This window comes from Mesorhizobium sp. RCAM 05099 (genome assembly GCF_059683685.1).
This window is the reverse complement of sequence record NZ_CM185035.1, coordinates 137,760-150,078: the sequence shown is the minus strand read 5'-3', so window position 1 is coordinate 150,078 and position 12,319 is coordinate 137,760. Positions and strand designations below refer to the sequence as shown.

The 12,319-nt window shown below is 65.0% G+C and carries 10 protein-coding genes; 9 read left to right on the top strand and 1 reads right to left on the bottom strand.

Annotated elements, in window-relative coordinates; all coding sequences use genetic code 11:
- The gene (gene puuE / locus AC56QQ_RS00675; RefSeq protein WP_497125157.1) at positions 1 to 1,419 is read right to left on the bottom strand and encodes an allantoinase PuuE; all 1,419 of its coding nucleotides are present in this window, start codon (positions 1,417 to 1,419) and stop codon (positions 1 to 3) included.
- 194 nt (positions 1,420 to 1,613) lie between these two features.
- Between puuE and uraH the strand changes: the two genes are divergently transcribed.
- From uraH to AC56QQ_RS00630, 9 genes are all read left to right on the top strand, one after another.
- Entirely contained in the window at positions 1,614 to 1,988 is a 375-nt protein-coding gene (uraH, locus tag AC56QQ_RS00670) for a hydroxyisourate hydrolase (RefSeq protein ID WP_489859010.1), read from the top strand.
- Between the two features lie 3 nt (positions 1,989 to 1,991).
- The gene (xdhA, locus tag AC56QQ_RS00665; RefSeq protein ID WP_497125155.1) at positions 1,992 to 3,473 is read left to right on the top strand and encodes a xanthine dehydrogenase small subunit; all 1,482 of its coding nucleotides are present in this window, start codon (positions 1,992 to 1,994) and stop codon (positions 3,471 to 3,473) included.
- A complete protein-coding gene (gene xdhB, locus AC56QQ_RS00660) occupies positions 3,473 to 5,818 on the top strand; it encodes a xanthine dehydrogenase molybdopterin binding subunit (RefSeq protein ID WP_497125154.1) in 2,346 nt (781 codons plus the stop codon). Before xdhA ends, xdhB begins: the two co-directional genes overlap by 1 nt.
- A 61-nt stretch (positions 5,819 to 5,879) precedes the next feature.
- A complete protein-coding gene (gene xdhC, locus AC56QQ_RS00655; RefSeq protein ID WP_497129259.1) occupies positions 5,880 to 6,776 on the top strand; it encodes a xanthine dehydrogenase accessory protein XdhC in 897 nt (298 codons plus the stop codon).
- A 99-nt stretch (positions 6,777 to 6,875) separates the two neighbouring features.
- Positions 6,876 to 7,709, top strand: a complete 834-nt coding sequence (locus AC56QQ_RS00650) for a PhzF family phenazine biosynthesis protein (RefSeq protein ID WP_497125153.1) — start codon at positions 6,876 to 6,878, stop codon at positions 7,707 to 7,709.
- A gap of 111 nt (positions 7,710 to 7,820) precedes the next feature.
- Entirely contained in the window at positions 7,821 to 8,837 is a 1,017-nt protein-coding gene (locus AC56QQ_RS00645; protein WP_497125152.1) for a membrane dipeptidase, read from the top strand.
- A complete protein-coding gene (locus AC56QQ_RS00640; RefSeq protein ID WP_497125151.1) occupies positions 8,834 to 10,492 on the top strand; it encodes a hypothetical protein in 1,659 nt (552 codons plus the stop codon). Before AC56QQ_RS00645 ends, AC56QQ_RS00640 begins: the two co-directional genes overlap by 4 nt.
- Positions 10,489 to 11,130 carry a DUF3726 domain-containing protein gene (locus tag AC56QQ_RS00635; RefSeq protein WP_497125150.1) on the top strand — a complete coding sequence of 214 codons (642 nt, stop codon included), beginning with the start codon at positions 10,489 to 10,491 and terminating at the stop codon, positions 11,128 to 11,130. Before AC56QQ_RS00640 ends, AC56QQ_RS00635 begins: the two co-directional genes overlap by 4 nt.
- Positions 11,127 to 12,314: a class I SAM-dependent methyltransferase gene (locus AC56QQ_RS00630; protein ID WP_497125149.1), complete on the top strand. Its 1,188-nt coding sequence runs from the start codon at positions 11,127 to 11,129 to the stop codon at positions 12,312 to 12,314. Before AC56QQ_RS00635 ends, AC56QQ_RS00630 begins: the two co-directional genes overlap by 4 nt.
- The last annotated feature ends 5 nt before the right edge of the window (positions 12,315 to 12,319 follow it).

The window sequence follows — 12,319 nt, the reverse complement described above, 5'->3', positions numbered from 1 at the left end:
CTATTGTGGAAGCATGTCCTTGAGGCGGAGCAGCGCTATGCGCTCGACCTGTTTGCAGGCGGTCTCGAATTCGACGCCGCGGCCGTTGCCGATGCGCGTTTCGAACTCCGCCAGGATCTCCTCCTTGGTCTTGCCCTTCACCGCGATGATGAAAGGGAAGCCGAAGGTGGTGACGTAGGCGGCATTGAGCTTAGAGAACAGTTCGCGCTCCTTGTCGGTTAGCGCGTCGAGGCCCGCCGAGGCCTGCTCCCTGGTCGATTCCGCCGTCAGCCGCCTGGCTTTCGCCAGTTTGCCGGCAAGGTCGGGATGGGCGTTGAGCACGCCGAGCCGCTCAATCTCGCTGGCGGCGCGGAAGATGCGGCAAAGCGCATTGTGCAGGCCGCCCGAGGTGTCGTGCGCCGGGCCGAGTTCCAGCTCATAGGCGCGTTCGGCGATCCATGGCGAATGCTCGAACACGCCGCCGAAGGTGTGAACGAAGGTTTCGAATTCCATCTTCGACGGACGCAGTGCCGCCGGCTGGTAAGGATTGACCTCTTGCCAGTGCTTGGCGATATCGATGCGCCGCGCCAGCCAGACCTTGTCGTGCGATTTCACATAGCCGACGAAGCGTTTCAGCGCCGCCACCCGGCCCGGCCGCCCGACGAGGCGGCAATGCAGGCCGATGTTCATCATGCGCGGCCGGCCTTCCTTGCCCTCGGCATAGAGCGTGTCGAAATTGTCCTTCAGATAGGCGAAGAACTGGTCGCCCGAATTGAACCCTTGCGGCGTCGCGAAGCGCATGTCGTTGGCGTCGAGCGTATAGGGAATGATGAGCTGTGTGCCGCCCTTGTGCTCGAACCAGTAGGGCAGCTCGTCGTCATAGGTGTCCGACACATAGTCGAAGCCGCCCTCTTCCGCCGCCAGCCGCACCGTGTTGACCGAGGTGCGGCCTGTGTACCAGCCGGTCGGGCGTGCCCCCGTCACCTCGTAATGCAGCTTGATCGCCGCCTCGAGATCGCGGCGCTCGTCCTCGGCGCTGTGGTCGCGGTAGTCGATCCATTTCAACCCATGCGAAGCGATCTCCCAGCCGGCTTCCTGCATCGCCGTGACCTGGTCGGGCGACCGGGCGAGCGCGGTGGCGACGCCGTAGCAGGTGACGGGCACCTTGGCTTCGGTGAACAGGCGATGGAGCCGCCAGAAGCCGGCGCGGGCGCCGTACTCGTAGATCGATTCCATGTTCCAGTGGCGCTGGCCCACCCAGGGTGCGGCGCCGACGATTTCCGACAGGAAGGCTTCCGATGCCTTGTCGCCATGCAGCACGCAGTTCTCGCCGCCCTCCTCGTAGTTGACGACGAACTGTACGGCGACATGCGCACCACCAGGCCATTTCGGATCCGGCGGATTGGCTCCGTAGCCGCGCATGTCCCGTTCGTAACGCATTGTCACTCCTGCCGGATATTGTGGTGAGGATAGTCGAAAGGGTTGCCCGCGCATTCCCCCGAAAATTTTTGAAAGTGTTTTTGTCGTGCTCCGCTCGACCGGGACTTATGCATGGCCTTTAATTGGCGCACAATTCATCACTATGTTCGATTGTACCGGGCCAATTCGTTCATACTGGAAATGGGAGGCGGCCAATGGCAGAAACGTCGAAAGCCGATGGCGGGCGTCTGACGACCCATGTCCTCGACACGGCGACCGGCAAGCCGGCGGCGGGGCTGTCGATCGCGCTTTTTCACCTCGATGGCGATGCGCGGACACATCTCAAGACTGTTGTCACCAATGCCGATGGCCGTTGCGACGCGCCGCTGCTGGCGGGCGCGGAATTCCGCACCGGTGAATACGAACTGGTTTTCGCCGCCGGCGATTATCTGCGGCGGCAGGGAGCAAAGCTGCCGGAGCCGGCCTTCCTCGACAGCGTGCCGATCCGCTTCGGCATGGCCGAGCCGGTGCACTACCATGTGCCGCTGCTCGTCTCGCCCTACGGCTATTCGACTTACAGGGGGAGCTGAGGCGTGGCCAAGGTCAATATCCGCAACGAAATCCGCTTCATCCTCAATGGCGAGGACGTCACGCTCGCAAAGGTGGCGCCCGACGAGACCTTGCTCGACTGGCTGCGGCTCAACCGGTCGCTGCGCGGCACCAAGGAAGGCTGCGCCGAAGGCGATTGCGGCGCCTGCACTGTCCTGGTCGGCAAGCTTTCGGCCAACGGGCTGGTCTATGAAAGCGTCAATGCCTGCATACGCTTCCTCGGCTCGCTGGACGGTACCCATGTCGTGACCGTCGAACACCTGCGCGGCGAGGCTGGCAAGCTGCATCCGGTACAGCAGGCGATGGTCGATTGCCATGGCTCGCAATGCGGCTTCTGCACGCCAGGCTTCGTCATGTCGCTCTATGGCCTGTGGATGAAATCGCCCGACCCGTCGAACGCGGCCATCGAAAAGGCCTTGCAGGGCAATCTCTGCCGTTGCACGGGCTACGAGGCGATCATGCGCGCGGCGCATGCCATCTCCAGCTACGGCAAGGCCGCGAAGGATCCGTTGGCGGTGGAGCGCAAGGCGATCACGGCAAGGCTCGAGGCGATGCATGACGGCGTGCGGGTCGAGATCGGCACCGGCAAGGCGCGCCTCGTCGTGCCAGCCAACATCGACGATTTCGCCGCCGTGCTCGACAAGGAACCCGGCGCCACCATCGTTGCCGGCTCGACGGATGTTGGCCTGTGGGTGACCAAGCACATGCGCGATATTTCGCCGGTGATCTTCATCGGCGATCTCGACGGGCTCTGCACCATCTCGGAAGACAAGGGCGTCATCACGATCGGCGCCGGCGTCACCTACACCGACGCGTTCTCGACACTGGCCAGGCGCATCCCGGCGCTGGGGCCGCTGTTCGACCGTATCGGCGGCGAGCAGGTGCGCAACATGGGCACCATCGGCGGCAACATCGCCAACGGGTCCCCCATCGGCGACACGCCGCCGCCATTGATCGCGCTCGGCGCGCGCCTGACGCTGCGCAAGGGCAAGAGACGGCGCACGATCCCGCTGGAGACCTTCTTCATCGCCTATGGCAAGCAGGACCGGCAGCCGGGCGAGTTCGTCGAGGCCGTGCACGTACCCGTGCCGGCCAAGGCAACGAAATTTGCCGTCTACAAGATCACCAAACGCCGCGACGAGGACATAACGGCAGCACTCGGCGCTTTCTCCCTGACACTGGCCAAGGACGGCACGGTCGCGGACGTCCGCATCGCCTATGGCGGCATGGCGGCGACGCCGAAGCGGGCCTCTTCTGTCGAAAAGGCGCTGCTCGGCAAGCCCTGGACCGAACAGACGGTCGAGGCGGCGATGGCGCAGTATGCCACGGATTTCACGCCGCTGACCGACATGCGGGCTTCGGCCGAATACCGGGCGCTGGCGGCGCGCAACCTTTTGCTGCGTTTCTTCGCCGAAACCAGCGGAACCAGGGCGCCGATCCAGGTTTCAAGGCACGAGGCGGCATGATGAACAAGCACGCCACCCCCAATCTGAAGGCTGAAAAGATCGCCGGCGGCGTTGCCACCGATCAGCGCCACGATTCCGCGCACAAGCATGTCAGCGGCACCGCCGTCTATATCGACGACATGCCGGAACCCGCCGGCACGCTGCATGGCTGCCTCGGTCTTTCTTCTGCCGCGCATGCCACCATCACCCGCATGGACCTGTCCGCGGTGCGTGCAGCCTCCGGTGTTGTCGACGTGCTGACGGCAAAGGACGTGCCGGGCGAGAATGACATTTCGCCGACCGGCCGCCACGACGAGCCGGTGCTCGCCGACGGCAAGGTCGAGTTCTTTGGCCAGCCGATCTTCTGCGTCATTGCCGAAACGCGCGAGCAGGCGCGCCGCGCCACCAGGCTGGCCAAGGTCGAGTACAAGGAATTGCCTTTCGTCACCGACATCGGCGCGCTCGATCCGAAGAAGGACAAGCTCGTCACGCCCCCACTCACGCTGAAGCGCGGCGATGCCGCGACAGCGATCCGGCAGGCGCCGCGCCGGCTGAAAGGAAAAATGCGCGTCGGTGGCCAGGAGCATTTCTACCTCGAGGGCCATATCGCCATGGCCGTTCCCGGCGAGGACCAGGACGTCACCATCTATTCCTCGACCCAGCATCCAAGCGAAATCCAGCACATGGTGAGCCATGCGCTCGGCGTACCGAGCAACGCCATCACGGTGGAAATCCGCCGCATGGGCGGCGGTTTCGGCGGCAAGGAAACGCAAGGCAATCAGTTTGCCGCGCTCGCAGCCATCGCTGCCAAGAAGCACCATCGCGCCGTGAAAATCCGACCCGACCGCGACGACGACATGATCGCCACCGGCAAGCGGCATGATTTCCTCATCGATTACGAGGTCGGTTTCGACGATGAAGGCGGCATTCTGGGCGTCGATTTCATGTTCGCGGCGCGCTGCGGTTTCTCGGCGGATCTGTCAGGCCCGGTCACGGATCGCGCGCTGTTCCATTGCGACAACACCTATTTCTGGCCGGCGGTGCATGCCCAGTCGGCGCCGCTCTACACCAACACCGTGTCGAACACCGCCTTCCGTGGCTTTGGCGGTCCGCAAGGCATGGTCGGCGCCGAACGCGTCATCGACGAAGTGGCCTTTGCCGTCGGCAAGGACCCGCTCGAAATCCGCAAGAAGAACTTTTACGGCACCTCGGACCGCAATATCACGCCCTACCATCAGACGGTCGAGGACAACATCATCCAGCGCATCGTCGCCGAGCTGGAGGAAACCGCCAGCTATGCGCGGCGGCGGCGCGAGATATCGGCCTTCAATGCCAACAGCCGTTTCATCAAGCGCGGCCTGGCGCTGACGCCGGTCAAGTTCGGCATCTCGTTCACGGCCACCCACTACAACCAGGCTGGGGCGTTGGTGCATGTCTACAACGACGGTTCGGTGCATCTGAACCATGGCGGCACCGAGATGGGGCAAGGCCTCTACGTCAAGGTGGCGCAGGTGGTGGCGGAGGAATTCCAGATCGACCTGGACCAGGTGAAGATCACCGCGACCACCACCGGCAAGGTGCCGAACACCTCGGCCACGGCGGCCTCGTCCGGCACCGACCTCAACGGCATGGCGGCGCAGAACGGCGCTCGCCAGATCAAGGATCGGCTGACCGATTTCGCCGCTGAAAAATACCAGGTGCCGCGTGATCAGGTGCTGTTCCTGCCCAACCGGGTGCGCATCGGCAACCAGGAGATCGCTTTCGCCGACCTCGTCAAGCAGGCCTACATGGCCCGCATCCAGCTCTCTGCGGCGGGCTTCTACAAGACGCCGAAAATCCACTGGAACCGCGACAAGGGCGAGGGCCGTCCCTTCTACTATTTCGCCTATGGCGCTTCGTGCTCGGAAGTCTCGGTCCACACGCTGACCGGCGAGTACATGGTCGAGCGCACCGATATCCTGCACGAGACCGGCCGCTCGCTGAACCGCGCCATCGACCTCGGCCAGGTCGAAGGCGGCTTCATCCAGGGGATGGGCTGGCTGACGACGGAGGAATTGTGGTGGGACGCCAAGGGCCGGCTGCGCACCCATGCGCCGTCGACCTACAAGATCCCGCTCGCCTCCGACCGGCCGAAGATCTTCAACGTCACCTTGGCCGACTGGCCGGAGGCAAGCGAACCGACCATCCACCGCTCCAAGGCGGTCGGCGAGCCGCCGTTCCCGCTCGGCATGTCGGTGCTGCATGCGCTGTCGGACGCGGTGGCAAGCGTCGCCGACCACAAGATCTGTCCGCGCCTCGATGCCCCCGCGACACCCGAACGCGTGCTGATGGCGATCGAGCGGCTGAAGGGCGAGGCCAAGGCCTGAGGCTGGCAGAACGTGCAATTCAGACCGAAAAAGCCTATGTTTCCCTACGGGAATGCGAATGATGAATTCGAAAGTGCAAAGCCTGAAAGACTTCCTTGCTGGCCAAGGCCGCATCGCTTTGGTCGAAGTGGCGGGCACCAGAGGCTCGACACCGCGCGAGAAGGGCGCCTTCATGCTCGTCTCGCAAGCGGCGATCTTTGGCACCATCGGCGGCGGCCAACTCGAATACATGGCCATCGACAAGGCACGGCAGATGCTTTTCTCCTCCACAAGAGGGCGGGATAGCCGCATCGAGGTTGGGGAGGTCTGCGCGACGCTCGACGTGCCGCTCGGCCCCGAGATCGGCCAATGCTGCGGCGGGCGCGTCGAAGTGTTGATCCGGCGCGTCGACGCCGCGCTCGCCGCCGAACTCATTGCTGCGGCGGAGGTCGAAGAGGCACATCTCCCGCATGTCTACGTCTTCGGCGGGGGTCATGTCGGTCAGGCGCTGGCCTCGACCATTGCACTTCTTCCGGTGCATGGCGTCGTCATCGAGACGCGGGCCGAGGCACTGGAAGGCATGCCGGAAACCATCGAGACGCGGTTGACGCCGATGCCCGAGGCCGAGCTGCGAAACGCTCCGGCCGGTTCCGCATTCGCCATCCTCACCCATGATCACGCGCTGGATTTCCTGATTGTCGCCGAGGCGCTGAAACGCAACGACACCGCCTATGTCGGCATGATCGGCTCGAAGACCAAGAAGGCGACGTTTAGGAACTGGTTCCTGAAATCGGCCGATGGCAGCGAAGCGGAGTTCGCCCGCCTCGTCTTGCCGATCGGCGGCGACGCCGTCAAGGACAAGCGTCCGCAAGTCATCGCGGCGCTCGCGGCCGCCGAGATCATGACGGCGCTGGTTGCTCACACAGCCGCGTCAGATGCCGACCTTCAGGCGCCGTGTGACAAGGTGACGGCCGGCTAACCTTATCGGTCAGGTCACAGCTGCTCATCGATTTCTTCGGTTCTCAAATCACCTGGGAAGGTGTTTCCTGCGCGCTTTGGCAGTACGAGGTGGAAGCAGATGGACGTCCTGAAAATCGCGGCCTTTTCGGATGGTGACAATGGCGGCAATCCCGCCGGAGTCCTGATAGGCGATGTCTTGCCCGATGCAGCCGCGATGCAGCGCATGGCGGCCGAAGTCGGGTTCTCGGAAACCGCCTTTGCCGCGCCCGACGGCAATGGCTGGCGGGTCCGCTATTTCTCGCCGGAATCGGAAGTTCCCTTCTGCGGCCACGCCACCATCGCCCTTGGTGCGGCGCTGGTCCGGCAGTTTGGCGATGGGATTTTCCCGCTGACCCTCAACCAGGCGAGCATCACCGTCGAAGGGTTCCGTGATGGCGCGAACGTCGCCGCCGCCCTGCAGTCTCCGCCGACACGCAGCAAGCCGGCCTCGTTCGAGCTGATTGCCGAGGCGCTGGCGCTGTTCGGCTACACTTCAGGCGATCTCGACCCGGCCATTCCACCGGCCTTGATCCATGGCGGTGCGGACCATCTTGTGCTGGTGCTCAAGTCTCGCGAGGCGCTGGCCGCCATGCGCTACGATCTGAAAACCGGCCAGGCCCTGATGCGGCGCGAAGGGCTGGTGACGATCCTGCTGGCCTATGCCGAAACGCCTCGGCTGTTCCACACGCGCAATCCGTTCGCCTCCGGTGGCGTCTATGAGGACCCGGCAACGGGCGCGTCGACCGCCGCCTTCGCCGGCTATCTGCGCGACATTGGCTGGCCGCATGGCGGTGCGATCGATATCGTGCAGGGTGAGGATATGGGCATGCGCTCGCGCCTGCGTGCCGACATTCCGCCGACGCCGGGCAGCTCGATCAGGGTTTCGGGAACCGCCCGGATGATGCATCCCTGAGCCGATTTCGCCCCTGGCTCAGAACAATCGGATTGCAACCTGGCCAATGATCCGGTCTTCTGGGGAGGCTGCTTTTGTCAACGCAGCCCTAGCCACGGTGAGTGTCCGCATTTGGCAGACGGCTTCGATCCCCAGGCTCCGCTGGTCATGGACGGCCTGCAGTACTGCAACTGGTCGCGCGCGATTTTCGAGGAGATGCGCGAGGGCGGTGTCGACGTGGTCCATGCGACGATCGCCTACCACGAGAACTTCCGCGAGACGGTCGACCGCATCGTAGCCTGGGATCGGCGCTTTGCCGACAATGCCGATCTGATCGTCAAGGCGTCGAGCCTTGCCGACATCGCTACGGCGAGGCAAAGCGGACGCACGGCGATCCTGTTCGGCGTGCAGAATCCGTCGCCGATCGAGGCCGATCTCGGGCTTGTGTCCATTCTCTACGATCTTGGCCTGCGCTTCATGCAGTTGACCTACAACAACCAGTCGCTGCTCGGGACCGGCTGGCAGGAAAGCCACGATGGCGGCCTGACCCGCATGGGCCGGGAAGTGGTGCGGGAAATGAACCGCCTCGGCATGGTCATCGACATGTCGCATGCCGGCGAAGCCACCACACTCGATGCCATCGAGGCTTCCGAGGCGCCGGTCGCGGTCACGCACGCCAATCCGCGCTGGTGGCGCGATACGGGCCGAAACGTTTCCGACAGGGTGATCGACGCGCTCGCCGCCAATGACGGCATGCTGGGCCTGTCGCTTTATCCGCATCATCTGGCTGGCGGCAGCGCATGCACGCTCGAGGCCTTCTGCGCGATGGCAGCTAGACTTGCCGGACAGATCGGCGTGGATCGGATCGGCATCGGTTCCGACCTTTGTCAGGGCCATGACGATTCAGTGATCGGCTGGATGCGCAACGGACGCTGGACGCTTGCGCCCGCCGACAATCCGAACGGGCCGGCGGTGCTGCCGGCCCAACCGGCATGGTTTGCCTCCAATCGGGACTTTCCGGGGATTCGTGCAGGCCTGCTGCGGCCAGGGTTCTCGCCAACCGAAGCCGACGGCATCATGGGCGGGAATTGGGTAAGGCTGATGCAACGGGTCTTTCGCGGCGAAAAATCCTCAGGCGCCTCACCGTGAACACCATCGCTCTGCGGCCGCCGGACGTCGTCATGCGGCTGGACCGCATGGGGGCCTCGCATCCGACGCGGCTGAGCTTCCTACGGGCAATGATGCGGCAAGCCGAACGGGAAGCGTGGAAAGTCGCGCCTTCTGCGTGGGAACTCGATGACGACGGTTTCGGCCATGCGGTGCTCCGGGTCGACATGCCGATGCGAACCTATGCGTTGATCGCCTTTTCGACGCCGCTGGCCGATGCCATGCGCACCGACCGGGTTATCGCCGAGGCGTGGGACACCAGCTACGTGCTCTATGACGGCGTGCCCGACGCGGCCGAGATCACGCGGCTCGCCGCCAATGTGCCGCTCCAGGAATCGGGACGGTTCAGCGAACGCGACCTGATCCTGTCGCGCGCCAACAAGAGCGTCAGGCTGTTCGCCCATGTCGTCGAAAGGCTGGCTGAAGGCCGTCAGCCCGACGCCGTCCAGATCGAAAATGTCGGCTATCTGATGCGCACCACGGCGGTCTACGGCAATGGCAAGTTCGGCATTGCCGACCGCGACCGCATTTCGCAAAGACCGGAATTTGCCGGACCGTTCCGCGCCGAAATGTTGACCGTCTGGCTGATCCGCTCGTTCACCATCGCGCTGGCCGAACACATGGCCCGACGGCGCGCGCCCGGCCGCGCTGCGATGCTCGATCCTGAATTGCGCCGCCAACTCGGTGTCGGCAATTCCACCGGCCTCGGCATGGCGCCGTTTCTGGTGCGCCATCCCTTCCTGCTGCACCGCTGGATGCTGGCGCGCGAGACGGCGCTGGCGCGCGTCCGCTCGCTGGCGGCGGCCGACCGCGCCAGCATTGAAGGGTTTCTCGCAGCCCTGGCCGCGATGCAGGACAACATCCGCCGCTGGAAGACCGAAGATGCGGAGCAGGGCGCCGCCCTTCTGCAATTGGCGGCCGACTGCGAGACAATTGGCAATCGGGCGGTCGGGATTCTGGCTGGCGCAGCCCAACCGTGGGACGCGCTCTATCGCTTCGCCGAGCAGAACCTTTCGCTCGAAGGGCAGGAAGCGATGGTCGCCCTGATGCTGGAGCCGCACGGCGCGCTGGTCGACGAACTCGCCGACACCATGGCTTGTGACGAGGGGGCGGTCTACCGGATCGATGGCGCCATGAGTTGCGGCGCGCTGCGCGGGCTGATTGAAACGCACTATGGCTGGGCTCTGGCCTACGACTTCGGCGTGGCCGAAGCGGACGCTCGCTTCTGGTATGTTTCCGAGGAGAAGCTCGAGCCACGCCTTGGCGAGCGGCACAGCGAGCCGGGTGCCGAACGCGAGCAGCCGCTGGCGGTGGCGCGCGACATCCGCCGTCTGGCCGCAGTGCTGGAGGCCGAGCCGTCGGAGAGCCCGGTCGCGAACCTGCTGCTGGGGCAGCCGCAATGGCGCCACGTCGTGCGCCGGGTGCAACTGGCCGCCGGCAATCCCTACACGGAAATCCGCGGGAATCTGACCGATGCGACGATGCGGCCGATCGACCTGCTGCGTTCGAAGCTCGCCTTCTTCGGCGCCAGCCGCTTCGATCCGCGTTCGGACCGATGGCTGCGCATCTCGTTGTTTGCGGGCGCCCCCTTTCCCGAGGACATTGCCGCGCGGAAGACAGCCAGGGCGACATCGTGATCGAGCTGTCGCTGAACGAGGTCGAGATGCTGGCGGCGAAGGCCGCGCGCGGCGCCGGTTTCAATTGGGGATCTTGTGACGACATCGGCAAATGCGCCAGGGCGCTTGCCGCCGGCGGGCTGCCCTGGGCACCGTCCCTGCTGGCACTGGCGCGGGATAGTCCGTCCCTGGCCGCGCCCACTCTGTCATTCCCGGCAGGGGCAGGATCGGCGATTTCGGCGCCCACCGACGGTTCTTGCCTTTGCCCAATCCGTACCGGGGCGCTGATCGCGGACAGGCCCGGCATGCTCACGGGCGATCCGCTGCGGATCGACCGGGTGGCCCATCCCCTGTGGCTGGTCGGCTTCGCCGCGCTCTGGGATGTACGGGTGCGCGTGTCGTGGAAGGGCGCGAGCGCGGATGTCGCTGGCGGCGCCATCGCCGCAGAAGCCGGCGACGCCGGTTGGATGGCGCCGGATGCCGACCTCACGATAAGCAGGGACCCGGACGACATGCGGGAGCCGGACCGGCGCCGACGTGCCGGCATCGATCCCACGGTTTTCGAAGCACTCGGCGCCGTAGCGGCGAGAACCTACGTGCCGGCTTCGGACAATTCCCGAGCCACCGGCGCCGGCGGCAGCAGGACCGATGACGAATGACAAGGCTTGACGATAAGCGGCGCGCGCGCCGTAATGATGGCCAGTTCGGCCGGACCGGAAAGGGCAAGGGCATGAACGTCAAGGCCGCGATGCCGGTGATCTCGATGCGCGGGGCGGGCTATTACTCGTCCAACACGGTCGGGGCCAAGGCGGTGATCGACCGTGCCGGCGATCTCGTCGCCGAGGTCATCGCCGCCATGCAGCCGCTCACCGGAGGAGTGCCGTTTACAGTGGCCGATTTCGGCGCCGCCGACGGCGGCACATCGCTTGACCTGATGCGCCGCATCGTTGGCCTCGTCCGCGCCAGGGAACCGGATCGCGAGATTGCGATCACCTATACCGACCTGCCGCACAATGATTTCGCCGCTCTCTTCCGGCTGACCCAGGGCCTGCTCGGGGCGTCGACCGATGCGCCGCTGGCGGGCATGCCTGATGTCTACATCTTCGGCAGCGGCACCAGTTTCTATCGTCAGGTTCTTGCCAGCGGCACGCTGTCCCTCGGCTTTTCGGCCACCGCCATGCACTGGCTGAGCAGCCGGCCGACAATGATCGCCGATCATGTGCAGGCGGTCGGCGCGACGCCGCGGGAGCGGGCGCAGTTCCGCGCACAGGCCATGGCCGATTGGGAAACCATCCTGCTCCACCGCGCCCGCGAATTGCGGCCCGGTGGCAGGCTGGTGCTCGCCAATTTCTGCGTCGACGAGGAAGGCCGCTATCTCGGCAACACTGGCGGCGTCAACATGTTCGACACCTTCGCCAGGCACTGGCGCGAGCTGCACGCATCTGGCCGGATCAATGCCGCCGAATACCGCAACGCCACCTTCCAGCAATTCTACAAGAGCAAGGCCGAATTCGCGGCACCCTTCGCCGACGCGAACTCGGCTGTCTCTCGGGCCGGCTTGCGGCTCGACCATGTCTCCACCACCGTGACGGCTTGCCCCTACGCAGCCGATTTTCGCCGCCATGGAGACGCGGCGCGCTTCGCAGAAGCCTATGTGCCGACCTTGCGCTCATGGTCGGAAACGGTGTTTGCCGGCGCCCTGGATCCGTCGCGGCCGGCGGACGAGCGGGCCGGCATCGTCGATGATTTCTATGGCGCCTATCAGGCCGAGGTGGCGCGCGCCCCGCAGGGGCACGCCATGGATTACGTCCACTGCGTCATGGTCATCAGCAAGGCGTCGTGAGCGCT